The sequence below is a fragment of the Streptomyces reniochalinae genome, assembly GCF_003323735.1.
Lineage (GTDB): Bacteria > Actinomycetota > Actinomycetes > Streptomycetales > Streptomycetaceae > Streptomyces > Streptomyces reniochalinae.
On sequence record NZ_QOIM01000034.1, the window covers coordinates 46,479 to 70,493 of the forward strand.

Consider the following 24,015-nt stretch of genomic DNA (forward strand, 5'->3'; position numbering starts at 1 on the left):
CGAGCCGCCGCCGCTGCCCGCTGCACTACTGCGCTGAGCCACTGCACCGCCGCAGTTGTGCGGTGCGGCTCCCGGGACGGTTGCGCGGCTCTCGTCGCGCACCGGTACCTGACACACCGTCAGGTTAGCTGTAGCCTCCCGGACTGTCAGCAGCGGTGCACCAGTCAGGTCGCCCGAGGAGGACGCCATGAAGGACGCCACGGCGATCGTCGGCATAGGGCAGACGCCGTTCGCCAAGCGGCTCGACGAATCCGAGAAGAGCCTGGCCTGCCGCGCCATCCTGGGCGCGCTGGAGGACGCGGGAATCGCCCCCTTCGAGGTGGACGGTTTCGCCTCGTACACGATGGAGGAGACCGACGAGGTCGAGGTCGCCAAGGCGATCGGCGCCGGCGACGTCACGTTCTTCTCCAAGGTCGGCTACGGCGGTGGCGGCTCGTGCGCGACCCTCGCGCACCTGGTGGCCGCGATTGCCACCGGACAGGCCACCGTGGGCGTCGCCTGGCGCTCCCGCAAGCGGGGTTCGGGCACCCGGCCGTGGGGAAGAACCGCGGCGCAACTCCCCACACCCGCGCAGTGGACGCGTCCCTTCGGACTGCTGCGTCCCGCCGACGAGATCGGCATGCTCGCCCGGCGCTACATGCACGAGTACGGGGCCACCCGCGACCACCTCTTCAACGTCGCCCTGGCCTGCCGCAACCGCGCCAACCAGAACCCCGCCGCGATGATGTACGAGCGGCCGCTGACCCGCGAGATGTACATGACGGCCCGCTGGATCAGTGAGCCGCTGTGCCTGTTCGACAACTGTCTGGAGACCGACGGGGCGCTCGCCTGTGTGCTGGTCTCCGCCGACCGCGCCCGCGACTGCCGCCGCAGACCCGTCTACGTCCACGCCGCGGCGCAGGGCCTGCCCGCCCAGCACCACGGCATGGTCAACTACTGGAACGACGATCCGCTGCGCGGCCCCGCCTGGACGGCGGCCCGGCAGCTGTGGAAGCAGGCGGATCTCGGCCCCGCCGACGTGGACGTGGCGCAGATCTACGACGCGTTCACCGTACTCGTCCCGCTCTCCCTGGAGGGCTACGGCTTCTGCGGGCGCGGGGAGGGAGCCGCGTTCACCGAGGGCGGCGCACTGGAGATCGGTGGCCGTCTGCCGCTGAACACCGCGGGAGGCGGACTGAGCGAGGCGTACGTGCACGGTTTCAACCTGATCACCGAGGGGGTGCGGCAGCTGCGCGGCACCTCGACCGCGCAGGTGCCCGACGCCTCGACCTGTCTGGTGACGGCGGGCGAGTGCGTGCCCACCTCCGCACTGCTGCTGAGGAGCTGAGAGCTGTGACCGCGACCGTGACCGCTTCCGTGTTCCCTGTTCCCGCGGACGGGCTGCTGCTGCCCGTCCCCGACGACGACGGTGCGCCGTTTTGGGCCTACGCCGCGCGGGGCGAGCTGCGCGTGCAGATCTGCCGCGACTGCGGAGTGCGCCGCTTCCCGCCCCGGCCGTGCTGTCCGCACTGCCGGTCCTTCGAGAGCGAGTGGCAGAAGGTGAGCGGGCGCGGGCGCGTCTGGTCGTACGTGGTGGCGCACCCGCCGCTGCTGCCGTCGTACGCCGCGCTCGCGCCGTACGACGTGGCGGTAGTGGAACTCGTTGAGGACCCCGCGATCCGGCTCGTCGGCAATCTGGTCGCCGCGCCGGACGCACCGCTCGGCTCCGTGGACGCCGCCAGGTTGCGCATCGGCGCACCGGTACGGGCCGTCTTCTGCGCGCTGGGCGAGGGCAGCGAGCGGGTGACGGTGCCGCGCTGGATGCTGGAGCGGCCGTGAACAGCGCGGCGAGGGGCGTGAGAAGCGGGGACAGCGCGGCGGTGGGCGTGAGGGGCGGGGAGGGAGGGGCGTGAGCATCGGGCTGGAGTGCCGGGACGGCGTGGCGACGGTGACGCTGGACCGGCCGGAGAAGCACAACGCGCTGGACCTCGCCGACGCACGGGCTCTCTCCCGGACGTGGCGTAAGTTGCGTACCGACCGGGCGGTGCGTGCGGCCGTGGTGACCGGTGCGGGCAGGCGGGCCTTCTGCACGGGTGTCGACAGGTCCGCGGTCGCCGACGCGGAGGCCGTGCCGCAGCCGACGTCACCGTTCGCGGTCGAGGACCCGTTGCTTTCGATCGGTCCCAAGAGCAACGACCTGTGGATCCCGGTGCTGGCCGCCGTGGAGGGCATGGCGTGCGGGGGCGCGTTCTACCTGCTGAGCGAGGCGGAGTTCCTCGTGGCGACGGAGGAGTCCGCCTTCTTCGACCCGCACACCACCTACGGCATGGTCAGCGCGTACGAGGCCATGGGGATGGCGCAGCGGATGCCCTTCGGCGAGGTGGCACGGATGGCGCTGATGGGAACGGCCGAACGGATCTCGGGCAGGCGTGCTTACCAGACGGGCCTGGTCTCCGAACTCGCCCCGGCGGGCGGGGCGCTGGACGCCGCGCTGGACTGCGCACGGACCCTGGCCTCGTACCCGCCCGAGGCGGTGCAGGGGACGGTGCGCGCGGTGTGGGCCGCGAAGGAGGCGGCCCGCAGCCAGGCGAGGGCCCAGGCCCCGCAGCTGATCGCCCTCGGCAACCTGCCGGCGGCGCGGCAGGCGGAGCTGTTCGCGGGGCGCCGGCGGAGCGGGCGGGACGGCGCCGCCTTCCGCACCCGGTAGGGGGCACGAGCGCGCCCGGTAACCGCAGAGGTTCTGTGTCCGAGGGAGCGCGATTCCGTGCCTGCCGCGCGGAGAGGGTGCCCCTCCGCGCGGCTGAGGGAGGGCACATCTCAAGCGAGGGTGTCACCTGACCGAGGAGACCTCGCACTCCACGACGTCCCGCACCTTCGACGGGGTCTCCATCGGCACCTTCACCGACCGTGAACTGCCGCCCTTGACCCTCGTGCGGAAGGAGCCGGAGTCGACGACCTCACCGGCCGCGTCGAGGAAGTCCACCTCGACCACGAAGGTGCCCGACCTGTCACCCGCGTTGCGCACCCGCACGGTCGCGCCGGGCTTCTTCCCCGGCTCGGCCTCCGCGCACTCGGTCACGTATCCCGACCCGTTCGCGCTGCCGCCACCCGAACCGCTGCTGGAGCTGGAGCCGGAGGCGGTGCGGCCGCTTGTGTAACCCCTGGTGGAGCCGCTGCCGTAGCCGCTGTCCGAGCTGCCGGTGTGGCTGTGGCTGCTGGACTTCTCGCTGCTGCAACCGCCTCCGCCGTGGCCGCCGCCGCGGCTCTTGCCGCCGCCACTGTGACCGCCCGACGAGCGGGCCTGGCTGAATCCCGTCAGCGTCAGTAGGACGACCGAGACGGCGGCGATCAGCTTCAGGTGCCGCAACCGCTTCATGAGAACCCCCGAAAACACGTGGACACCACAACCTTTGTCGCGTCCAGTTCAATCATTGCCACCGGCTCAAGACGTCCACAGTGGCGAGCAGGTTCCCGGCGGCGTAGCGTCGAGAGCGGATCACGCACCCGTACGGCGTCGGGAGCGGCGCCGGGAAGCGAGGCGAGACCATGATCCGCAACGCGATCGGGTCGCTACTCGCCCTCATCGGGGCAGCGGCCGCCGTCTACAGCCCCTTCCGACCGTGGTACGACGGCCGCCTCGGACGCGACTTCCGCCTCGACGCGCTCTTCCAGTCCGCCGGCATCACCGGCGCGGGCGCGGCCTTGTTCACAGGGCTCTTCGTGCTGATGCTGGTCGCGGCCGTCATCGCCGTGCTGGGGGTGCTGGCGCGCTCGCGCGCCTTGGTGCTCGTCTCGGGCGTGCTGGCGCTGGGCTTCACCGTCCTGTGGATGGTGCGCCAGGGGCAGGCCGCGGGCAGCCTCACGGCCGGCGGCACAGGGGGCCTCGCCTCGGGCGCCTGGCTCGGCCTGGGAGGCGGTGTCCTGCTGCTGCTCGCCGGCGCCATGATGGCGGGGCGCCGGGGCGTGCGCCACCGCGCCGCCGCGCCCTCCCGCACGGAAAGAGACCCGGACGGGGACACACTGGAGCAGCCGTACGCGGGGCAGCCCCCGCCCCAGCAGCCGTACGCGGGCGCTCCCCCGCCCCAGCAGCCGTACGCCGGTGCGCCGCCCTCTCCCCCTCCGGCTGAGCCGTATCCGCAGCCGTATCCGGGACAGCCCGGAATGCGCGGGGCTCCCCCGCAGCAGCACTACCCCGGCCCCCAGCCCCCCGAGCCCGGCGCGGCACCTAACGAGCAGCCCGCCCCCGGACCGGCCGCCCACCAGCAGCCGGAGCCGTACGGGACGCGGCCCCACCGCCAGGAGCCGTACGCGACGGAGCCCTACCAGCAGGAGCCGTACGGCACGGACCCGCACGCTCCGGAGCCGTACGAGTCACGTGCCGGCACCCAGGGCGCTCCACTGGACGAACCGTACGAGCCGGCCCCGGCCACGACGGAGACCGGTCCGCAGGCGGAAGCCGAGCGGCGAGCGGAAGCCGGCCCGCAGGCGGAAGGGGAGATGGAAGCGGCGAGGACGGAAGAGGAGACGGAGGCGGGGCGGGGATCCGATCCGATGGACAACACGCGTCCCTTCCCGACAACTCCCCCGCCGCCTGGCGACCGCCCCGGTGACGAGAACGAGGACACCTGGCCGCACAGAGGACGCGACGCGGCGTAAGACGGCCGCACGGTGGCACGGTCGTGCTCGACCAACGACGAGAACCCGCGCCCGCCGGGCCGCGTGCAGGGGGCCGGCGGGCGCGCGCAGATCAGGCGGACTGGCGTGACTGTCCGGTGCCCTTGGTGGCGTCCAGCGCGTAGACGCAGCGGTCCTTGCTGCACGCGTACACCACGCCGCCCACCGCCACCGGCGAGCCGGTGATCTCCCCGCCGGTGGCGAGCTTCCAGCGCAGCTGCCCGCCCACGGCGTCGACGGTGTACAGACAGTGGTCGGCGGAGCCGAAGTGGACCCGCCCTTCGGCGACCACGGGGGCGCCCACCACGTCGGCGCCCGTGGCGAAGCGCCAGCGCGGCGTGCCGCTGACCGCGTCGAGCGTGTAGACGGCGCTGCCGCTGCCCAGGTGGACCAGGCCGTCGGCGGTGACGACGGGCTCCGCCGAGTGCCGCGCCTCCGTGGCGATACGCCAGCGGTCGTTGCCGCTGCCGGAGTCCAGCGCGTACACGGTGCCGAGGTAGTCGGCGAGGTAGACCCCGCCGCCGGTCACCCCGGGCCCCGGCACGAAAGCGGCCGGGCTCAGGAAGGCCGCGGGCGCGTCGAAACGCCACCTCTCCTGTCCGGTGGCCGCGTCCAGCGCGAACACCCGCGATCCCGCGCACACGTACGCCACACCGTCCTCGGCGACGGTCACCCGTACGGGCACCCCGCCCGTCGCGGAGGCGTCCCCGACGGGGTACGTCCAGCGCTCGGTGCCGGTGCGGGCCTCGAAGACGTACAGCCGCCCGTCCGCCCAGGTGTAGACGGCGCCGTCGGCGATGACGGGCCCGCCCTCGGGGGTCTCGAAATCCGTCTGGGCGCCCGTCAGGTCCCACAGCTTCTCGCCGGTTGCCGCCTCCCACGCCTGGACCCCGCCCCCGCGAGTCCCGGTGACCACGGTGCCGCGGTCCACCTGGAGGGCGTAGACCCAGCCGTCGGTGGCCAGCCGCCACCGCTCGGACCCGTCGCCCGCGTCGAGCGCGTAGAGGCTCGGGCCGTCGGAGGCGTGTACCCGGCCGCCGGAGACGGCCATGGACCAGGCGACCTCGCGCGTCTTGAACTGCCTGCGTCCGCTGGCCACGTCCAGCGCGTGCACCTCGAAGGAGGTCACGTACACCAGATCGTCGGCGACGGCCGGCGAGCCCCACACGTCGTTCGACATCCGGAAACGCCACGGCCGCCAGCGCTGCGGCCCGCCCGACGAGACACCGGACCCCGCCGGATACCCGCCACCCGCCGAGTGCGCGGGGGGCTGGGACGGCGGCCGCGCGGGCGGCTGCGGATGCTGCGGGGACGGCGGCGGAGGTGCCGGCGGCTGGTGCAGCGGATGCACGCCGGGTGGCGGCACGGACCCCGCGGACGGGTCCCCGCCCTGGTCGGCACCCCCGGCGGACCGGCCAGGAGCACCGTACGGGGGCGCGGGCGGCGGCGAGACGGCCTGCGGGGCAGCGGCGCCGTGCGCGGCGGACGGGCCGGCCAGTGGGGGCAGCGGCGCCGCGTACGGCTGTGCGTAGGAGGGTGGCGGAGTGCCGTCCCTGGGCCCGCCCCCCGATCCGTCGGGGGCCCGCACCCAGCCCGAGGTCGGCTCTGTGCCCGCCTCGCGCCCCGTCTCGTCGGAGCGGCGCGGCCCCGGACCGATCGGCACCTGCGTGTTGGGCAGCTGGACGGGGTCCGCCTCCGGGCTGCCGGGCTGGGCGGAGGGGCGGGAGACGACAGGTGCCGAGCCGGGCACCGCAGCGCCGGGAGAGCCGGCGGCGTAGTCACCGGCGGCGGGGGCGGAGGGATCACCGGGGTGAGGGACACCCCGGACGGACGCACCGGAGGGACCGGGCGCCGCTGACGGACCGGACGCGTCGGCGACGGCGCCGACGGCGGGCGGCCCGCCGGGAATCCCCTGGTTCCACCCGGCAGCGGCGGGGCCGCCGCCTGCCGCGCCGTGGCCGCCCGCAGCTCCGGACCCGTTGCCGGAGACCCCCGGTCCACCACCGGGGACTTCCGGGCCGTTACCCGCTGCGCCGCCTCCGCTCATGGCGGACCCAGCGGACCCAGCGGCCCCCGCGGAAGCTGCGACACCCGCGTTTCCGGCCGCTCCCGCGTCCTGGCTCGGCCCCGCCTGCCCCGCGGCGGGCGGGCCGCCGGGGCCCACGGACCCCATGGCCGAACCGTCCGCGCCACTGCCCCCCGCCCCCGCGGGCGGGAACGACGCGGCGGGGGGCGGCGCGGACGCGGGCGGGCCGGAGGGCGCGGGCACGGAGGGGGCCGGTAGGGAGCCGGCGGGTGACCCGCCGGGGGCGCCTCCCGCGGCCTGGCCCGCGTCGGCGGACGCCGCGTTCTGGCGCCGCATGGCACGTCCGCCCCGGCGGCGCTCGATCAGGGACACGGCGGTGATGGGCAGCCAGGCCGACACCGTGCCGCTGTCGTCGCTGCCCGCGCCGAACAGGTGCGGGGCGAGCTGCGCCTGGAGGTCGGCCGGGGTGGGCCGCTCCTCCGCGTTCATCCGCATGCACGAGTCGATCAGCGACCGCAGGTCGTCGGGCAGTCCCTCCAGGTCGGGGCCCTCACGCAGCAGCATGAAGACGGTCTCCACGGGGTTGGCCCCGTGGAAGGGCGCGTGTCCGGTCGCCGCGAAGACCAGGGTCGAGGCGAGCGAGAACACGTCACTGGCGCCGGTCACACTGCGGGAGTCGCGCGCCTGCTCGGGCGACATGTAGGCGGGGGTGCCCACAGCGACGTTCGTCATGGTCAGCCGCGTGTTGGAGACGCCGGAGGCGATACCGAAGTCGATGACACGCGGGCCGTCCTCGACGACCAGCACGTTGGAGGGCTTCAGGTCCCGGTGGACCAGCCCGGCACCGTGGATGGACTGGAGCGCCTCGGCGACCCCGGCCGCCAGCCAGCGCACCGCCTGCACCGGCAGCGGACCGCACTCGGTGACTATTTCCTCCAGCGAGGGCGAGGGCACGTACGCGGTGGCCAGCCACGGGATGGCGGCGCGCGGGTCGGCGTCCACGACGGCGGCCGTGTAGAAGCCGCTGACCGCCCGCGCGGCCTCGACCTCACGGGTGAAGCGCACCCGGAAGAGCTGGTCCTCCGCCAGTTCCGTGCGCACCGTCTTGATCGCGACGCGGCGGCCGGACGCCGAACGTGCGAGGTAGACCAGCCCCATGCCGCCGGAACCGAGACGGCCCAGCACCTCGAACGGGCCGATCCGCCGCGGATCGTGCTGCGCAAGCTGCTCCACCACTTGTCCTGCCACCTCCCCGTAGGGGCCGTAAAATCTGCCCGTTCCCGCCCCGTGCAGCCTCTCACTGCCGTGCCGGACCTGGCGGTCCGGACGCCGATTCTTCCTGGCGAACGCGCCGGTTGCGAACCCGGGGGCGGCACGTACGTGTCTTCCTGCCCCGACAAAGGTGCGTATGGCCCGGTCAATCCGGCATGTTGCGTTGGCCGTGTATCACCCTGATTGCCCTCATCCCGGCTCGCCGATCGAGCGCACCCCGTTTGCCCGCGGACGAATCGCGGTCCGATCGCCCCTCGGTAAGCTGACGGGCATGACAGGACAAGTTCGAACCGTCGACGGCCGGGTGGCCGGACGCCGCGGTCAAGCGACGCGGCAGAAGCTGCTCGACTGCCTCAGCGAGATGCTCAGCTCGTCGCCCTACCGCGACGTCAAGGTCATCGACGTCGCACGGAAAGCGGGCACGTCCCCCGCGACGTTCTACCAGTACTTCCCCGATGTCGAGGGCGCCGTCCTGGAGATCGCCGAGGCCATGGCCAAGGAGGGCGCCTCGCTCACCGAGCTGGTGGCCGGACGCTCCTGGACGGGCAAGGCGGGCTGGCAGACGGCCGAGGAGCTGGTCGAGGGCTTTCTGGCCTTCTGGCGCAGGAACGACGCGATCCTGCGCGTGGTCGATCTGGGCGCGGCGGAGGGCGACAAGCGGTTCTACAAGATCCGCATGAAGGTCCTCAACTCGGTGAACAACTCCCTCGCCGACGCCATCAAGGACCTCCAAAACCGTGGCAGGGTCGGCAAGGACGTCAACGCCGCCGCCGTGGCCGGCTCGCTGGTCGCCATGCTGGCCTCCGTCGCAGGCCACCAGAAGGGCTTCCAGAGCTGGGGCGTCAAGCAGTCCGAGCTCAAGCCGAGCCTCGCTCTGCTCGTGCACCTCGGCGTGACCGGCAAGAAGCCCACCAAGTAACGCACCGCGACACCCCACCTTGTGGTGCGTCCGCACGCCGCGCTGCCCCTCGGCACGTGGCATCCCCCGTACGCAGCGTCCCTCGCCTCTCACCGAGAAGCCGTCAGCTCTCCGGCCTGCGCTCCAGGCGGAAGACGCGGATCCGCCGCTCGATCCGGCCCTGGTAGACCGCGTACGGCGGCCAGAACCTCAGCAGCTCCCGCCACGCCTCCTCGCGCTCCGCACCCTCCAACTGCCGTGCTCTCACGGGGATGTCGCGGCCCCGGTAGGTGATCCGCGCCTCGGGATGACGGCGCAGGTTGGCGGTCCATCCCGGGTGGCCCTGCCTGCCGAAGTTGCTGCCGACCAGCAACCAACTCCCCCGTGTCTTCTCCGGCATGCACGCCAGCGGCGTCCGTCGCGTCTCACCGCTCTTGGCGCCCGTCGAGCTCAGCACGACACCGGGCAGCATGCGGGTACTGAGCATCGTCCGCCCGCCCGAGAGCCGGTGCACCACCCGGTCCAGAACGGGGATCACATGCGGGGCGACCCGCGAGAACGTCCGCGTGGACGACACCGACTGAATCATCTTCCGTCCGCCCGATCCGGCCATCAGACTCCGGCCGCCTTCCCCGCGCCCGTCCGCACCGCGTCCCCTTTTTCCGCGCCCGTTGGCGCGGCTTCCCCTTTTTCCGCGTCCCTTCGCGCGGCTGCCTCCTCTTCTTCGTCCGTTCGCGCTGTTTCCCCGTTTTCCGCGTCCGTCCGCGCCGCAGCCTCTTCCCGTGCGTCCCTTCGCGCCACGTCCCCCTCCCGTGCGTCCCTTCGCACCACTCCCCCTTCCCGTGCGTCCCTTCGCGCCACGTCCCCCTCCCGCACGTTCGCGGCTTCTCCCGTTCCCGCGGCGTACAGCGCCGCCGCCTCGGCGGCCTGGTGCCGCAGCCGGTGCACCGGCCCGAAGAGCAGGTCGTCCCCGGCCGCGCGCCTGAAGGAGAGGTGCGCCGTCTGCTCCCGGGTCGAACCCGCCTCGCCGTGCAACCGCACCGCCTCGCCCGCGGCGAACCTGAGCGCCTCCAGCCCCACCGCCAGCGCCGTCCCGGCGGCCGCCCGTGACTCCGCCTCGTCCGTCCCGGCCACCCACGCCGCGTAAGAGGCCGCTGCCCGCGCGGTGCGCACCCGCAGGTACGCCTCCGCCAGGCGGGTCCGTACCGCCTGGCGGGATCCGCACGGCCGTCGCCCGGCGCCCGCGCCCGAGGTGACCTGTTCGACCGTTCGCGTCAGCGCACCGTCCGCCGCGCCCACGGCCTCCATCGCCAGGACGGCGGCCACCGGGGGGCCGAGGGCGGCCAGCGCGGGCCGCGCATCGGACTCGTCGGGCCCGCCGAGGAGTTCCGCGCGCACGTCGCGCAGTTCGACGCGGGCCACAGCGCGCGTCTCGTCGAGCGCGGAGTGCCGTACCCGCAGGAGCCCGGCGGCGTCGTCCGCGACGAGAAAGAGCAGCGTTCTGCTGCGCGTGAAGCCGCCCGCGTGCGCCGCGACGAGGAGCAGCCCCGCGCTGTGACCGCCCAGCACCTGTGCCGCTTCCCCGTACAGCCGCCATCCGTCCGCCGCACGGTGCGCCTGGATACCACCGGCACGCCCGCCGCCGGACCACCCGCCGACGGGCCATCCACCGTCGACCCGCCCGCTGTCGGCCCGCCCGCTGTCGAATCTCCCGTCATCGGAGCGCCCGCTTCCGGCTGGTAGCTCGCCGGGCCGGTACTCGCCTCCTGTCGGCTCCCCGGATCCGGCCGCTCCCGTGAGGCCGAGGGCCACGGGCAGCGTGCCAGGTGGTACGGCGAGGGCACCGGTCAGTTCGCCGGAGGCCAGCCGGGGCAGCACTCCGGCACGCTGCGCCTCAGTGCCCAGAGCGAGTACCAGCGGGGCGACCAGGCAGGCCGTGGGCACCAGCGGTGACGGCAGCAGGGCGCGACCGGTCTCCTCGCCGGCGAGCGCGAGCGCGAGAGTGCCACGCCCTGCGCCGCCGTAGGCCACCGGCACCGCCAGGCCGGGCAGGCCGTGGTCCCGGGCGAGCGCGGCCCACAGGCCGGTGTCGTACCCCTGCGGCGACCGCGCCGCGGCCCGCACCTCGTCTGGCCCGCCGTGTCTGTCGAGCACGTGTCGCAACGTACGGCGTATCGCGTTCTGCTCCGCGGTGAATCCCGCGTCCATCGGCAGCGCCCCCTCAAACGGCCACCTCGTCACCTGACGGGGCGTCATGGTAGGCAGCCGCGGCTCAGATGCCCAGGGCACGGGCAGCACCTTGCCACCATTCCCCCTCCCGCCGACACGCAAAACTGATGTACCGTCAGGTTTATGCCGCCCGCCGACAGCACCCACCGCATCGGCCGCCGCGTCGCGGTCGCCGGAGTCGCGCTCTCGGACGGAGGGAGGGTCGACGAGGCGACGCCGTACGCGCTGCACGCCCAGGCCGCGCGCCGGGCGCTGACGGACGCCGGCCTCGATCGCTCCCTGGTGGACGGGCTGGCCTCGGCCGGACTGGGCACCCTCGCGCCTGTGGAGGTCGCCGAATACCTGGGACTGCGGCCCACGTGGGTCGACTCCACCTCCGTCGGCGGCTCCACCTGGGAGGTCATGGCCTCCCACGCCGCCGACGCCATCGCGCAGGGCCGTGCGAACGCCGTACTGCTGGTGTACGGCTCCACCGCGCGCGCCGACCTCAAAGCCCGCCGCCGCACCGCAGACCTCTCTTTCGGTACGCGCGGCCCGCTGCAATTCGAGGTGCCCTACGGGCACACCCTCATCGCCAAGTACGCGATGGCGGCCCGCCGCCACATGCACCAGTACGGCACCACCCTGGAACAGCTCGCCCAGGTCGCCGTACAGGCCCGCGCCAACGCGGCCGCCAACCCTGACGCCATGTACCGGGAACCGGTCACAGTGGACGACGTCCTGTCCGGCCCGGTGATCGCCGACCCGTTCACCAAGCTGCACTGCTGCATCCGTTCGGACGGCGGCTGCGCGGCGTTGCTGGTCGCCGAGGACCTCGTACCGGACCTGGCCACCCGGCCCGTCTGGATTCTCGGCTCGGGATCGGCCGTCTCCCACACCACGATGTCGCAGTGGGAGGACTTCACGGTCTCCCCGGCAGCGGCATCGGGGTGCACCGCCTTCGCGCAGGCCGGTGTCACGCCTGGCGACATCGATCTCGCCGAGATCTACGACGCCTTCACCTACATGACGCTCGTGACACTCGAAGACCTCGGTTTCTGCGCCAAGGGGGAGGGCGGCCCCTTCGTGGAGAACGGCCGGCTGCTGCGCGACGGTGACCTGCCGGTCAACACCGACGGAGGCGGCCTGTCCGCCTGCCACCCGGGCATGCGGGGCCTCTTCCTGCTCGTGGAGGCCGTACGGCAGTTACGCGGCCAGGCCGACGACGGGCGACAGGTACGCAGGCGCGACGGAGCACTGCCCGAACTGGCCGTCGCGTCCGGCACAGGCGGCTGGTTCTGCTCGTCGGGAACCCTGGTACTGGGCCGCGGCTGAGGACCGCGGGGGCGCGATGCGGGATCCGCCTGTACCTGGCGTGCGGCGTCGGAACGGCTGCTCCGTGATGTCCGGCGCCGGAGCCGGTGGTGGTTGCCCGCCGCCAGAACCGCTGGTGCGTGATGTCCGCTGTCAGAACCGCTGGTACATGATGTGCAGTCCCACGAACCCGTGCTCGGGGTGGCGGAAGCCCTCCGCCAGTGTGGCCACGATCTCGAATCCGAGGGACTTCCACAGTGCGACAGCGCGGGTGTTGGTCTCCACGACAGCGTTGAACTGCATCGCCCGGTAGCCCTCACCCCTGGCCCACTCCAGCACGTGTTCGCCCAGCGCCCGTCCGACACCCTTGACGCCGCATCCGGGGTCGACCATGAAGCTGGCTCCCGCGATATGGGACGCGCCGCCCATGTGGTTCGGGCCCGTCTTCGCCGAACCGAGCACGGTGCCGTCCTCGTCCACGGCGACGAAGGTGCGCCCCGGGGGCTCCAGCATCCAGGCCGCTCGGCCTGCGGCCTCGTCCATGTCGCGCGGGTAGGTGTAGGTGTCGCCTGCGGCGACGATGGTGTGGAAGAAGGGCCAGATGGCGGCCCAGTCGGCTGCGGTCGCTTCGCGGATCTGCACGGACACAGCCTGCGCGCTCGGGGGCCCGTGACGCCACCGGAAAACGCCGCCCCGGCCCGACGGGCGCAGCACGCGGGAGCGTGCGCCTTCTACGGGGACCAGGGCCCCGTGGAAGCTGTCCCGAGAAGTGCCTACGCGGGGCGGAAGACGGGAACGGTGATTGCGCCGCCCTCTCCGGGCAGCTGCCGGAACGCGACCCGCAGCTCCCTCCCCACCACCAGCGCCTCCTGTGGACAGTCGACCAGCTCGGTCATCATGCGCGGGCCCTCCGTGAGTTCCACGACGGCCGCGACGTAGGGGACGCGCTCCGAGAAGGGGGGCAGGTCGTTGCGGTGGACGGCCGACCAGGTGTACAGGGTGGCGCGCCCGTCCGCCTCCTCCCAGACGACGTCCTCACTCCAGCAGCGCGGGCAGAATTCGCGCGGGTAGTGGTGTGCCGTGCCGCACCCTTCGGCGCGGCAGCGGCGTATCAGCAGCCGTCCCCGAGCCGCCGCCTGCCAGTACGGCGCGGTGAACGCGTCCACGTCCGGGACGTCGAACCGCTGTTTCGACGTTGTGCCCATGAGGCCTCCGCTCGCACCAGGCTTGGCTTCCGCCTTCGCGTCACCCGTCCACGGGGTCGTAGCTGACGGTACGTCAGGTGCCACGTCGCAGTGAAGCCGCCTCCGCGTCACTCCGCAAGGGGGCCGTGCGGAGCGACCACCGACGGCTCGTGGGGGCGCCTAGAATTGTCGTCATGCTCATGCCCGAGAACGGGACGCCCGTCCACATCCTCGGCGCCGGCCCCGGGGGCCTGGCCACGGCCGCCGCACTGCGGGAGCGCGGCATCAGCGCCGTCGTACTGGAGAGGGCCGACGCCGTCGGCGCCTCCTGGCGCTCCCACTACGACCGCCTGCACCTGCACACCACCCGCGCCGCCTCCGCACTCCCGGGGCTGCCCATACCCCGCGCTTACGGGCGCTGGGTCGCGCGCGCGGACGTGGTGCGCTACCTCGAACAGTACGCGGCACACCACCGCACAGAGGTGGCCACAGGGGTGGAGGTGTACCGACTCGAACGCGACGAGAACGACCAGTGGGTGCTGCACGCCAACGGCGGGCGGCGGCTGACCAGCCCCGCCGTCGTCGTGGCCACCGGCTGCAACCACACTCCCCACCTGCCGCCCTGGCCGGGACGCGACACCTTCACGGGCGACCTGCTGCACGCCTCCGCCTACCGCACCCCCGCCCCCTACGCGGGCAAAGACGTCCTGGTGGTGGGCGCGGGCAACACCGGAGCCGAGATCGCCACCGACCTCGCGGAAAGCGGAGCGGGGCGGGTACGCCTGGCCGTGCGGACGCCTCCGCACATCATGCGCCGCTCCACCCTGGGCTGGCCCTCCCAACGCAGCGCCATCCTGTGCCGGCGCCTGCCTGTCGGCCTCGTCGACCGCATGGCGGCGCGACTCGCCAAAGCCTCCCTGCCCGATCTGTCTCCCTACGGGCTGCCCCGCCCGGATACCGGCTTGTACACGCGCGTGCGCCAGGGTGCGATCCCGGTGCTGGACGTCGGGCTGGTCAGCGCGGTGCGGCAGCGGAGGATCGAGCCGGTCGCCGCCCTCGAGTCGTTCGAGGGGGCGAAGGCCGTCCTGGCGGACGGAGAGACCATCAGCCCCGAGGTGGTCATCGCCGCCACCGGATACCGCACGGGACTCGACGAACTGGTCGGCCACCTGGGCGTGCTGGACACACGTGGCCGCCCCCTCGCCCACGGCCCTCGCACGCACCCTTCGGCCCCCGCTCTCCACTTCACCGGGTTCTCCTACCCGATCAGCGGGACCCTGCGGGAACTGCGACTCGACGCCGCACGGATCGCGAAGGCCATCGCCAAGGCGGCCCACTGAGGCCCGGTCCCGCCTCCCACCCCTTGGGGATCCGAAGCGGTCTCGAACAGCCTCCAGCGGCCTCAAGCGACCGCTCAGGCGCCGGCGGGTCTCCTTGGCCGACAGAGGGGTTCCTGACGTCACGTCAATTCCACTAACCTGACGGAGCGTCAGTTCCAGTCGGCACCACACGGGAGTGGGCGAGTACACATGCTCGGATCGACTCACGGGACCCTCACCATGACCCCCCGCCATGGCCGGGTACTGGCCTGCGGCGAACCGGCCGGCGGCGGCCGCGTCCACAGCAGGGCCGACGACAGCGACGAGGTCGCCTTCGATGTCAGCGGCCGGCCACTGCACGCCCCGGTGCCCGATCTCGACCGCTTCTTCCGCCCGGAAGCCGTCGCCGTGGTGGGCGCCTCCGACGCCGAAGGGCGCCCCAACACCGGCATCACGCAGCAACTGCTGGCCTGGGCCGAACACGTCGGCGCCCGCCTGTATCCGGTGCACCCCAAGCGGCGCGAGGTGTTCGGGCACGCCTGCGCGCCCACCGTCGCCGACCTCCCCGAACCCGTGGACGTCGCCGTCCTCCTCGTGGCCGATCCACTGCCGGTACTGGAGCAGCTGGCGGACACCAAGACACGGTTCGCCGTCGCCTTCGCCTCCGGCTTCGCCGAGACCGGCCAGGACGGCACCCTCGCCCAGCAGCAGCTGGCCGAGGCCGCCGCGCGCTCCGGCGTACGGCTGCTGGGCCCGAACACCAACCTCAACGCCTTCGAGCGCTTCCGCACCGACCTGGACGGGCCCGCGATCGCCCTCGTCACGCAGTCAGGACACCAGGGCCGCCCCCTCTTCGCCCTCCAGGAGCTGGGCATCCGGCTTTCGCACTGGGCTCCGACCGGAAACGAGGCCGACCTGGAGACGGCCGACTTCCTCTCCTACTTCGCCGGCTGCCCCGAGGTGGGGGCCGTGGCGGCATATGTGGAAGGGCTCAAGGACGGCAGGCGGTTCCTGCTCGCCGCCGACCGCGCGGCACGCGGCGGTGTCCCCGTCGTCGCGGTCAAGGTGGGCCGCACCGAGACGGGGGCACGCACGGCCGCCTCGCACACGGGGAAGCTCACGGGCACCGACGCCACGGTGGACGCGGCGATGCGGCAGTACGGCGTCATCCGCGTGGACGGGCTGGACGAGCTCCAGGACACGGCCACACTGCTGGCCCGGGCCCGGCCACCACGGGCCGAGGGCATCGCCGTTCTCGCGATCTCCGGGGGCACCGGAGCCCACCTGGCCGACCTGGCCACCTCGGCAGGGCTGACGCTGCCCACGCTCTCCGAGACCAAGCAGGCGGAGCTGCACCAGTGGATCCCCGACTATCTGTCGGTGGCCAACCCCGTCGACAACGGTGGCCACCCGGTGGGTGACCGGCGCGGCCGCAAGATCATCGACGCGGTCCTGGCCGATCCGGACGTCGGTGTCCTCATCTGCCCCATCACCGGCCCCTTCCCGCCGATGAGCGACAGGCTGGCCCGGGATCTGGTGGCCGCGGCCGAGGAGACCGACAAGCTGGTCTGCGTCGTGTGGGGCTCTCCGGTCGGCACCGAGGACGCCTACAGGACCACGCTGCTCGGCTCCTCCCGCGTGGCGACGTTCCGGACGTTCGGCAACTGCATACGGGCGGTCCGCGCCTACCTCGACCACCACCGCTTCGCCCGCGCCTACCGGTCCCCCTTCCAGGACGCGCCCCGCACCCCCTCCCCCTCGTACCGCAAGGCGCAGGCACTGCTGCGGCCCGGACAGCAGCTGAGCGAGCACGCCGGCAAACAGCTGCTGCGCGCCTACGGCGTCCGCGTCCCCCGCGAGCAGCTGTGCACCAGCGCGGCGGGGGCGGTGCGCGCGGCCGCGCAGGTCGGCTATCCGGTCGTCATGAAGGCGTCGGCGCCGCAACTCGCCCACAAGAGCGAGTACGGCCTCGTCCGCGTCGGTCTCACCTCCGCGAGCCAGGTCCGCGACACCTACCGCGAGCTGATGGACATCACGCGCGTCGAGGAGATCGAACTGGACGGCGTACTGGTGTGCCAGATGGTCGACCCCGGCGTGGAGATGGTGGTCGGCATCGGGCAGGACGAACTGTTCGGGCCGACCGTGACGGTGGGGCTCGGTGGCGTCCTGGTGGAGGTGTTGCGTGATGTCACCGTCAGGGTCCCGCCCTTCGGCGAGGAGCAGGCCCGCGCGATGCTCGGGGAACTGCGCGGAGCCGCGCTGCTGGAAGGGGTGCGCGGCAGGCCGCCCGCCGACGTCGACGCGCTGGTCGAGGTCATCTTGCGGGTGCAGCGGATGGCTCTGGAACTCGGGGCACCGCCCGGCTCCCAGGGCGCCGGCGGCCTGGCCGAGCTGGACATCAACCCCTTGGTCGTCCTGGCGCGCGGGCAGGGAGCGGTGGCGCTCGACGCCCTGGCGGTGTGCCGGTGACCAGCGCGCGAAGCGCCCCGGTCCCCGCACGCGGTTCCACGCCGCCGCCAGCCGCGGGCGTGCCGCCCGCAGGGGAGCCCGCATCGCAGGCACGCGTGACCCCGGCGCCCGCGCACGCACCCGCGTCACCCGCATACGGGGCCGTGGCGCCCGCGCGCTGCACCAGGCCGTCAGCAGGCGGAGCCAGGCCGTCAGCGCGCGGAGCCGCGCTGTCTGTGCACAGCGCCGCACCGTCCGCCGTGAAAGGAGCCGCACGTCGATGTCCTCCCCCCGTGATCCGTCGTCGTCCAAACGGCCCGAGCAGCCCGAGCCCGAGCAGCCCGAACAGGCCGAGCGAGCCCAGCCCGCGGCCTCGTGTGAGGCCGTGGACGAGTCCCTGAAGAAAGTTGTAGCGCGGACCACTGACAACGGCGTGGCGTGGCTGACGCTCGATCGGCCGCAGACCCTGGGTGCCCTCACCGTTGACCAGCGAGAACGCCTCGTCGGCCTGCTCGCCGACGCCTCGGCGGAACCCGAGGTGAGGGCCGTCGTCCTCACCGGTCGGGGGCGCGGCTTCTGCGCGGGCGCGGACCTGAGAGGCGGCCCTGGCAGTGGGTCGGAGCGGGTCGCGGGCGATGTGGCACGCACCCTGGAGCGGGGGGCGCAGCGGCTGATCACGGCCGTGCTCGACTGTGAGAAGCCGGTGCTCGCGGCCGTCAACGGCGTTGCCGCCGGCCTCGGCTGCCATCTCGCCCTCGCGTGCGACCTCGTCCTGGCCGCCGAGGAGGCCACGTTCGTGGAGGTCTTCGTACGGCGCGGGCTGGTGCCGGACGGGGGCGGCGCCTACCTGCTGCCGCGGTTGATCGGGCCGCAACGGGCCAAGGAACTGATGTTCTTCGGGGACGCGCTGACCGCCGCGGAGGCCGAGCGGCTCGGCCTGGTCAACCGTGTCGTGCCGGGCGAGGAGTTGACGGAGACGGCGCGCGCCTGGGCCGAACGCCTCGCGTCCGGGCCGACGCGTGCGCTCGCGCTCACCAAGCGGCTGGTCAACGCCTCCATGGACGCGGACCGTAGGGCCGCCCTCGGCGCTGAGGCGTGGGCCCAGGAGATCAACATGACCACCCGGGACGCACGCGAAGGCGTGGCGTCCTTCGCCGAACGGCGGTCACCCGTCTTCGAGGGGCGGTAGGACAGCCGTGGTTACGCTGGACAGGACGCCCCGAACGGGCCGACCGCTGCGACGACACCACCTCCGGTGACGTCACAGCGCATGCCACCCGATCCGACGACGTCACAGGGACGATGAAGCCATGATGGGACACGCGGGAATGGCAGCCGCCGCTGTGCGCTATCTGCGGACTGCCGGCTCACCGTCCGGACAGACCACGGGGCGCGCGCTGCCTCCGGAGGAGCGACGGGAGGAGCGCACCGAGGCGCTTCCCCCGCCCGACCTGCGAGCTGTGCGGGCGGACGAGCGCGCACCCGTCGACCCGGCCGTCTTCCGTCGTGTCCTGGGCGGTTTCGCCTCGGGGGTCACCGTCGTGACGGCGCCAGCGCCGCCGCCTGCGCGGGAAGGGGCGTCGAATGGTGCGCCGGAGGGGGTGTCGGAGACCGGAGAGAGCCTGCCAGGGCCTGCGGGGTTCGCCTGCCAGTCCTTCGCCTCCCTGTCGCTGGATCCGCCGCTGGTCTCGTTCATGGTGGCCCGTACGTCCAAGAGCTGGCCCGGCATCGCCCGCGCCGGGGTCTTCTGTGTGAACGTCCTGTCCGAGGCGCAGGGGGAGCTGTGCCGGGCGTTCGCGGTGAGCGGCGCCAACAAGTTCGCCGGGGTCTCCTACTCCCCCGCACCTGTGACCGGATCGCCTCTGCTGGAGGGCGTAACGGCGTGGATCGACTGCGAGATCCACGCCGTGCACACCGGCGGTGACCACCTGATCGTCGTCGGCAGGGTGCGCGCGCTGGACGAAGGGTGCGGCGATGAGGCACCGCTGGTCTTTCACCAGGGGAGGCTGGGGACGTTCACCCCGGCCGAGTGAACAGATGTGCGCGCCCGAGTGGGCATGGCGCGCGCTCGCTCCTCCGCTCGTCATGCCGCGTGGATGTCCAGTCCCGTGCGGCCGGGCGCCAGGTGCGTGCGCAGCGTCAGGTCCGCGTCGTAGTCCCCTCCGGCCTCGTGGCGGTACGCCAGGGGGGCGAGGGTCTCCAACGCGTCCATCCGTGCGCGCAGTTGTTCCTGCCACTTTTTGGCGTCGGCCGCACCCGCCCGGTCGGCTCCGTAGAGAACGAAGGGCGGCAGCGGGGCCATCCCCGTGTACCAGAACGTGCCGTGGTGCAGAGGGAAGAGGATGTCGTCCACGAAGCCGTGGATGCCGCGCGGGCCGAAACTGGAAGGGCGCGCACCGACCGAGGTGACGACCATGGCGCGCTTTCCCGCGAGCCCCCCGTCGCCGTAGCGCCGGGTACGGCCGTGCGGGTCCTTCACGCCGAAGGCGAAGCCCTGTACCAGTACGCGGTCGAACCAGCCCTTGAGGATGGCCGGAGGCCCCAGCCACCACAGGGGGAAGTGGAAGACCAGTGTGTCGGCCCAGGCGATCTTCTCCTGCTCGGCGCGGACGTCCGGGCTGAGCAGACCCCTGTGGTGCGCGTGCTCCTGGGCCTCTCCGATCAGCAGCCGGTCCTGCGCATTTCTTGCGGGGAAGTCCTCCCGGTCGACAACCGGCTTCCACCCCATCGCGTACAGGTCGGACTGCCGCACCTCGTGGCCCCGTTCGCCAAGCGCAGCGACTCCGGTGTCCCGCAGGGTGGCGTTGAGGGAGCGTGTCTCGGGGTGGGCGAAAATCCAGAGCGTCTTCATACGGCTGATCGTGCGGCCTGTCCCGAACCGAAACGAGTGACCGTATGGACGACAAGTGCAAGGTTCTGGCCAACTGCCCGCCCGGCCGTCCTCCCGCGCACCGGCTCCTCAGCCCACCAAATCCCCGCTCCCTCCGCCCGTCCGGGCAGCCCCCTCCGCACCCGCGGGCCGCGCCGCTCCGTCACTCGTGGCAGGCGGCGCCCCTGTCCCCCTCGGCCCTCGCCGTACGACGAGCACCATGAGGGCGGCCAGTGCACACAGGACGCCCGTTCCCGTCCAGGCGAGGTCGTACGTCCCGGTGACGTCCCTCACGAGCCCGGCGACGAAGGCGACCACCGAGGCTCCCACCTGGTGCGCCGCCAGCACCCAGCCGAAGACGATGGCACCGTCGGCACCGAAGTGCTCCCGGCACAGCGCCATGGTGGGCGGAACGGTGGCGACCCAGTCGAGCCCGTAGAAGACGATGAAGAACAACATCGGCGGCTGCACACTTCCGGCGAAGAGCATCGGCAACAGCAGCAGCGACAGCCCGCGCAGTCCGTAGTAGACGGCCAGCAGTCTGCGGGCGTCGAACCGGTCGGTCAGCCAGCCGGAACAGACGGTGCCGACCAGATCGAGCACGCCGATCACGGCCAGCAGGGAAGCGGCGACCGGAACGGCCATCCCGTGGTCGTGCGCCGCGGGCACGAAGTGGGTGCTCATCAGGCCGTTGGAGGACGCGCCGCAGATCGCGAACGACCCTGCCAGAAGCCAGAAGACCTTGGTACGGGCCGCCTGCCACAGTGCCGCGAGAGTGCGCCGCAGCGCGCCGGTCGCACCGGCCTGGGGAGTCACGTAGTCGGGACCCGCACCGTAGGGGCGCAGCCCGACGTCCTCGGGCCGGTCCCGCAGCAGCCACACCACCAGCGGCACGACGGCGAGCGCGGCCCCGCACACCACCAGTGAGGCGGTGCGCCACCCCGAGCCCTCCACCAGAAGCGCCACCAGGGGCAGGAAAACGAGCTGTCCCGTGGCACTGCCGGCGGTCAGGATGCCGCTGACCAGTCCCGTACGTGCGACGAACCACCGGTTGGCCACCGTGGCGGCGAAGGCCAGTGCCATGGATCCTGAGCCGACGCCCACCAGCAGTCCCCAGCACACGATCAGCTGCCACTCGGAACGCATGAAGACGGTGAGCCCACTGCCCGCCGATATCAGCAACAGCGCGGCGGTGACGACCTGACGGATGCCGTAGCGCTCCATCAGAGCGGACGCGAACGGTGCGGTGAGTCCGTACAGCAGGACGTTCAGCCCGACGGCGAACGAGATGGTCCCGTGAGACCACCCGAACTCCTGGTGCAGAGGGTCGATGAACACGCTGGGGGTCGCCCGGAAGCCGGCGGCCCCCACCAGCGCGACGAAGCACACCAGCGCGACCCACCAGGCACGGTGTACGCGTGGTGCCGGTGGGGTCGCGTCCGGGGACTGCCGGGCACGCGTCGTCCGGGGGCCGTGGCCGTCCCGCTCGGGCGGCCGTGAGGAAAGAGTCTCGGTCACACCGCTCAGCCTGCTGAGCCCGCTGGCGCGGAACGAGTGGCCCGAGGGCCACCATGTGCGAGGATCGGGCCATGGCCGTTTTCGCCCGTCCCGGTCTCCACAGGGTCGCTGTTCTCGTTCGGCACGGACTGTTGCCGATCGAGTTGGGCATCCCGCACTGTCTGATGGGCCGTGCGTGGTCCGCGTCGGGGGAGCCGCTGTACGAGGTCGTCACCTGTGCCGCCGCTCCCGGTGCGATCCGCACGGAAGGCGACTTCACGATCAACGTGGAGCACGGTCCCGAGGCACTCGCCGAGGCGGACACCCTCATCGTGCCCGCGGCGCACGAGCGGGACGAGCCCTACGACAACGGCGCGATGAGCCCACCGCTGGCCGAGGCCTTCGCGCGTATCCGTCCCGGCACCCGGATCGCCTCGATCTGCACGGGCGCCTTCGTCCTGGCGTCCGCCGGCCTGCTGGACGGCAAGCGGGCGACGACCCACTGGAGCGCCGGCGCGCGGTTCCAGCGCCTCTTTCCCTCCGTCGAGCTCGACTCGGACGTCCTCTACGTGGACGAGGGCTCCGTCCTGACCTCCGCGGGCATCGCCTCCGGGGTCGATCTGTGCCTCCACATGATCCGGAGGGACCACGGCTCCGCGGTGGCCAACGAGGTCGCCCGCCGCACCGTCGTGCCACCCCACCGCGACGGCGGACAAGCACAGTTCATCCGCCGCCCCGTACCCGAACCCCGGCTCTCCTCCACAGGAACCGCCCGCGCCTGGGCCCTCGACCACCTCCAGCACCCCCTCACCCTCAAACAACTCGCCGACCAGGAAGCCATGAGCGTCCGCACCTTCACCCGCCGCTTCCGCGAAGAAGTCGGCGTCAGTCCGCAACAGTGGCTGACCCAGCAGCGCGTGGAGCGGGTGCGTCATCTGCTGGAGGAGAGCGACCTGTCCGTCGACCAGGTCGCCGCCCGGACCGGATTCGGCTCCGCTTCGACGCTGCGGATGCACTTCCAGGCGTCCCTCGGCGTCTCCCCCACCGCGTACCGCAGGACGTTCCGGACGGGGAGCGGCGGACACGTCGCCGCGAGTCCTGCCGCGCCTTGCGAAGGGTGAGCCGTATGCGGGAGCTGCCGACAACCGCGCCGAGGGCGAAGGAGACGACCCCCATGTCCGACGCCGCACGGGTGTTCACCCATCCGGGCCGCCACCGGGTCGCCGTCCTGGTCCGGCACGGTGTGGTGCCCATGGAGCTGGGCCTCGTCCACCAGGTGTTCGGCCGTGCGGCCGGGCCGAAGGGTGACCCGCTCTACGAGGTGGTCACGTGTGCCCTGACGCCCGGAGCGGTCCGTACGGACGCCGATTTCCCCGTCCACGTCACGCACGGGCCGCAGGCACTGGCGGAGGCCGACACGGTGGTCGTCCCGGCCACGCACGAGCCCGACGCGACGGAGACGGACGGCACACTGCCGCAGCCCCTTCGCCACGCGCTCTCACGTGTCCGTCCCGACGCGCGGATCGCCTCCATCTGCACGGGCGCCTTCGTCCTGGCCGCCGCCGGGCTGCTGGATGGGAAACGTGCCACGACGCACTGGATGTCCACGGACGGTTTCCGCGCTCTGTATCCGCGCGTACGCCTCGACCCGGACGTCCTCTATGTGGACGAGGGCTCCGTTTTGACCTCCGCCGGGGAGGCCGCGGGCATCGACCTGTGCCTGCACATGGTGCGCGGGGACCACGGCTCGGCGGTGGCCAACGAGGTCGCCCGCCGCACCGTCGTACCGCCCCACCGCGACGGCGGACAGGCACAGTTCATCCGCCGCCCCGTACCCGAACCCCGGCTCTCCTCCACAGGAACCGCCCGCGCCTGGGCCCTCGACCACCTCCAGCACCCCCTCACCCTCAAACAACTCGCCGACCAGGAAGCCATGAGCGTCCGCACCTTCACCCGCCGCTTCCGCGAAGAAGTCGGCGTCACTCCGCTGCGCTGGCTGACCCAACAGCGCATCGAACACGCGCGTCACCTGCTGGAGGAGACGGACCTGCCCGTCGAACGCATCGCCACCGAGGCGGGCTTCGGCACCGCTGCCTCTCTACGCCAGCACTTCCACGCTTCCCTCGGTGTCTCCCCTCGCGCCTACCGCCGCACGTTCCGCGCCGCGGCGGCGGACGGGGGTTCCATGGATGTCGTCGATCCCCTGGCGGGCGCGGCTGGTGCAGCCGGGACCGCCGTCATGGCCGAAGCCCACTCTTGAACGGCAGCTGCTCCCCGTCGCACGCGCCGCCCCGTTGCCGTCGCCGTGAGGATGACGGCGCGCTCCC

At 72.7% G+C, this 24,015-nt stretch carries 20 protein-coding genes; 12 read left to right on the top strand and 8 right to left on the bottom strand.

Features of this window, described 5'->3' with window-relative positions; all coding sequences use genetic code 11:
* Positions 1-187: 187 nt before the first annotated feature.
* The 3 genes from DQ392_RS14805 (at position 188) to DQ392_RS14815 (ending at position 2,686) form a co-directional block, all read left to right on the top strand.
* Positions 188-1,327, top strand: coding sequence for a lipid-transfer protein (locus tag DQ392_RS14805; protein ID WP_114016072.1), 1,140 nt, complete (start codon positions 188-190; stop codon positions 1,325-1,327).
* Positions 1,328-1,332: 5 nt separating this feature from the next.
* On the top strand, positions 1,333-1,818 hold the full coding sequence (locus DQ392_RS14810) for a Zn-ribbon domain-containing OB-fold protein (RefSeq protein WP_181856431.1): 486 nt from the start codon (positions 1,333-1,335) through the stop codon (positions 1,816-1,818).
* A 70-nt stretch (positions 1,819-1,888) separates the two neighbouring features.
* On the top strand, positions 1,889-2,686 hold the full coding sequence (locus DQ392_RS14815; protein ID WP_114016073.1) for an enoyl-CoA hydratase/isomerase family protein: 798 nt from the start codon (positions 1,889-1,891) through the stop codon (positions 2,684-2,686).
* Positions 2,687-2,809: 123 nt separating this feature from the next.
* On the opposite strand, the gene DQ392_RS34080 is transcribed toward DQ392_RS14815, so the two are convergent.
* Positions 2,810-3,355 (bottom strand): hypothetical protein, encoded by a 546-nt coding sequence (locus DQ392_RS34080; protein WP_147266529.1) that lies wholly within the window; start codon positions 3,353-3,355, stop codon positions 2,810-2,812.
* A 170-nt stretch (positions 3,356-3,525) separates the two neighbouring features.
* On the opposite strand from DQ392_RS34080, the gene DQ392_RS14825 reads away from it, so the two are divergent.
* On the top strand, positions 3,526-4,635 hold the full coding sequence (locus tag DQ392_RS14825) for a hypothetical protein (protein WP_114016075.1): 1,110 nt from the start codon (positions 3,526-3,528) through the stop codon (positions 4,633-4,635).
* Between the two features lie 91 nt (positions 4,636-4,726).
* On the opposite strand, the gene DQ392_RS14830 is transcribed toward DQ392_RS14825, so the two are convergent.
* Positions 4,727-7,912: an outer membrane protein assembly factor BamB family protein gene (locus DQ392_RS14830; RefSeq protein WP_425470536.1), complete on the bottom strand. Its 3,186-nt coding sequence runs from the start codon at positions 7,910-7,912 to the stop codon at positions 4,727-4,729.
* 310 nt (positions 7,913-8,222) lie between these two features.
* Here DQ392_RS14830 and DQ392_RS14835 point away from each other — a divergent pair, with 310 nt between their 5' ends.
* On the top strand, positions 8,223-8,870 hold the full coding sequence (locus tag DQ392_RS14835) for a TetR family transcriptional regulator (protein WP_114016077.1): 648 nt from the start codon (positions 8,223-8,225) through the stop codon (positions 8,868-8,870).
* A gap of 103 nt (positions 8,871-8,973) precedes the next feature.
* Here the strand turns inward: DQ392_RS14835 and DQ392_RS14840 are convergent, their stop codons facing one another.
* Together DQ392_RS14840 and DQ392_RS14845 are read right to left on the bottom strand one after the other, a co-directional pair.
* Complete coding sequence (locus DQ392_RS14840; RefSeq protein WP_114016078.1) at positions 8,974-9,462, bottom strand: nitroreductase family deazaflavin-dependent oxidoreductase; 489 nt, start codon at positions 9,460-9,462, stop codon at positions 8,974-8,976.
* Positions 9,462-11,057 (bottom strand): acyl-CoA dehydrogenase family protein, encoded by a 1,596-nt coding sequence (locus DQ392_RS14845; protein ID WP_114016079.1) that lies wholly within the window; start codon positions 11,055-11,057, stop codon positions 9,462-9,464. The genes DQ392_RS14840 and DQ392_RS14845 overlap by 1 nt, the downstream gene beginning before the upstream one ends.
* A 144-nt stretch (positions 11,058-11,201) precedes the next feature.
* Here DQ392_RS14845 and DQ392_RS14850 point away from each other — a divergent pair, with 144 nt between their 5' ends.
* Positions 11,202-12,392 carry a thiolase C-terminal domain-containing protein gene (locus DQ392_RS14850; RefSeq protein WP_114016080.1) on the top strand — a complete coding sequence of 397 codons (1,191 nt, stop codon included), beginning with the start codon at positions 11,202-11,204 and terminating at the stop codon, positions 12,390-12,392.
* Between the two features lie 132 nt (positions 12,393-12,524).
* On the opposite strand, the gene DQ392_RS14855 is transcribed toward DQ392_RS14850, so the two are convergent.
* Positions 12,525-13,013 carry a GNAT family N-acetyltransferase gene (locus DQ392_RS14855; protein ID WP_181856432.1) on the bottom strand — a complete coding sequence of 163 codons (489 nt, stop codon included), beginning with the start codon at positions 13,011-13,013 and terminating at the stop codon, positions 12,525-12,527.
* Positions 13,014-13,144: 131 nt separating this feature from the next.
* A complete protein-coding gene (locus tag DQ392_RS14860; protein ID WP_114016082.1) occupies positions 13,145-13,576 on the bottom strand; it encodes a Zn-ribbon domain-containing OB-fold protein in 432 nt (143 codons plus the stop codon).
* A 179-nt stretch (positions 13,577-13,755) separates the two neighbouring features.
* Here DQ392_RS14860 and DQ392_RS14865 point away from each other — a divergent pair, with 179 nt between their 5' ends.
* From DQ392_RS14865 to DQ392_RS14880, 4 genes are all read left to right on the top strand, one after another.
* Positions 13,756-14,895 carry a flavin-containing monooxygenase gene (locus DQ392_RS14865; protein WP_114016294.1) on the top strand — a complete coding sequence of 380 codons (1,140 nt, stop codon included), beginning with the start codon at positions 13,756-13,758 and terminating at the stop codon, positions 14,893-14,895.
* 189 nt (positions 14,896-15,084) lie between these two features.
* Entirely contained in the window at positions 15,085-17,343 is a 2,259-nt protein-coding gene (locus tag DQ392_RS14870; RefSeq protein WP_114016083.1) for an acetate--CoA ligase family protein, read from the top strand.
* A gap of 259 nt (positions 17,344-17,602) precedes the next feature.
* Positions 17,603-18,511 (top strand): enoyl-CoA hydratase/isomerase family protein, encoded by a 909-nt coding sequence (locus tag DQ392_RS14875; protein WP_114016084.1) that lies wholly within the window; start codon positions 17,603-17,605, stop codon positions 18,509-18,511.
* 121 nt (positions 18,512-18,632) lie between these two features.
* The gene (locus tag DQ392_RS14880) at positions 18,633-19,355 is read left to right on the top strand and encodes a flavin reductase family protein (RefSeq protein WP_245981489.1); all 723 of its coding nucleotides are present in this window, start codon (positions 18,633-18,635) and stop codon (positions 19,353-19,355) included.
* A gap of 50 nt (positions 19,356-19,405) precedes the next feature.
* Here the strand turns inward: DQ392_RS14880 and DQ392_RS14885 are convergent, their stop codons facing one another.
* Both DQ392_RS14885 and DQ392_RS14890 read right to left on the bottom strand, forming a co-directional pair.
* A complete protein-coding gene (locus DQ392_RS14885; protein WP_114016086.1) occupies positions 19,406-20,173 on the bottom strand; it encodes an NAD(P)H-dependent oxidoreductase in 768 nt (255 codons plus the stop codon).
* Positions 20,174-20,281: 108 nt separating this feature from the next.
* Positions 20,282-21,709 (bottom strand): MFS transporter, encoded by a 1,428-nt coding sequence (locus DQ392_RS14890; RefSeq protein WP_114016087.1) that lies wholly within the window; start codon positions 21,707-21,709, stop codon positions 20,282-20,284.
* A 71-nt stretch (positions 21,710-21,780) separates the two neighbouring features.
* Between DQ392_RS14890 and DQ392_RS14895 the strand changes: the two genes are divergently transcribed.
* Both DQ392_RS14895 and DQ392_RS14900 read left to right on the top strand, forming a co-directional pair.
* Entirely contained in the window at positions 21,781-22,809 is a 1,029-nt protein-coding gene (locus DQ392_RS14895; protein ID WP_114016088.1) for a GlxA family transcriptional regulator, read from the top strand.
* 53 nt (positions 22,810-22,862) lie between these two features.
* Complete coding sequence (locus tag DQ392_RS14900) at positions 22,863-23,948, top strand: GlxA family transcriptional regulator (protein WP_114016089.1); 1,086 nt, start codon at positions 22,863-22,865, stop codon at positions 23,946-23,948.
* The last annotated feature ends 67 nt before the right edge of the window (positions 23,949-24,015 follow it).

What these genes read in the sequence shown, in the direction of transcription:
- DQ392_RS14805 (WP_114016072.1), top strand. Translation starts at nt 188, where the DNA reads ATGAAGGACGCCACGGCGATCGTCGGCATAGGGCAGACGCCGTTCGCC.
- DQ392_RS34080 (WP_147266529.1), bottom strand. Translation starts at nt 3,355, where the DNA reads ATGAAGCGGTTGCGGCACCTGAAGCTGATCGCCGCCGTCTCGGTCGTC.
- DQ392_RS14825 (WP_114016075.1), top strand. Translation starts at nt 3,526, where the DNA reads ATGATCCGCAACGCGATCGGGTCGCTACTCGCCCTCATCGGGGCAGCG.
- DQ392_RS14835 (WP_114016077.1), top strand. Translation starts at nt 8,223, where the DNA reads ATGACAGGACAAGTTCGAACCGTCGACGGCCGGGTGGCCGGACGCCGC.
- DQ392_RS14840 (WP_114016078.1), bottom strand. Translation starts at nt 9,462, where the DNA reads ATGGCCGGATCGGGCGGACGGAAGATGATTCAGTCGGTGTCGTCCACG.
- DQ392_RS14845 (WP_114016079.1), bottom strand. Translation starts at nt 11,057, where the DNA reads ATGGACGCGGGATTCACCGCGGAGCAGAACGCGATACGCCGTACGTTG.
- DQ392_RS14850 (WP_114016080.1), top strand. Translation starts at nt 11,202, where the DNA reads ATGCCGCCCGCCGACAGCACCCACCGCATCGGCCGCCGCGTCGCGGTC.
- DQ392_RS14860 (WP_114016082.1), bottom strand. Translation starts at nt 13,576, where the DNA reads ATGGGCACAACGTCGAAACAGCGGTTCGACGTCCCGGACGTGGACGCG.
- DQ392_RS14865 (WP_114016294.1), top strand. Translation starts at nt 13,756, where the DNA reads ATGCCCGAGAACGGGACGCCCGTCCACATCCTCGGCGCCGGCCCCGGG.
- DQ392_RS14870 (WP_114016083.1), top strand. Translation starts at nt 15,085, where the DNA reads ATGCTCGGATCGACTCACGGGACCCTCACCATGACCCCCCGCCATGGC.
- DQ392_RS14875 (WP_114016084.1), top strand. Translation starts at nt 17,603, where the DNA reads ATGTCCTCCCCCCGTGATCCGTCGTCGTCCAAACGGCCCGAGCAGCCC.
- DQ392_RS14880 (WP_245981489.1), top strand. Translation starts at nt 18,633, where the DNA reads ATGATGGGACACGCGGGAATGGCAGCCGCCGCTGTGCGCTATCTGCGG.
- DQ392_RS14885 (WP_114016086.1), bottom strand. Translation starts at nt 20,173, where the DNA reads ATGAAGACGCTCTGGATTTTCGCCCACCCCGAGACACGCTCCCTCAAC.
- DQ392_RS14895 (WP_114016088.1), top strand. Translation starts at nt 21,781, where the DNA reads ATGGCCGTTTTCGCCCGTCCCGGTCTCCACAGGGTCGCTGTTCTCGTT.
- DQ392_RS14900 (WP_114016089.1), top strand. Translation starts at nt 22,863, where the DNA reads ATGTCCGACGCCGCACGGGTGTTCACCCATCCGGGCCGCCACCGGGTC.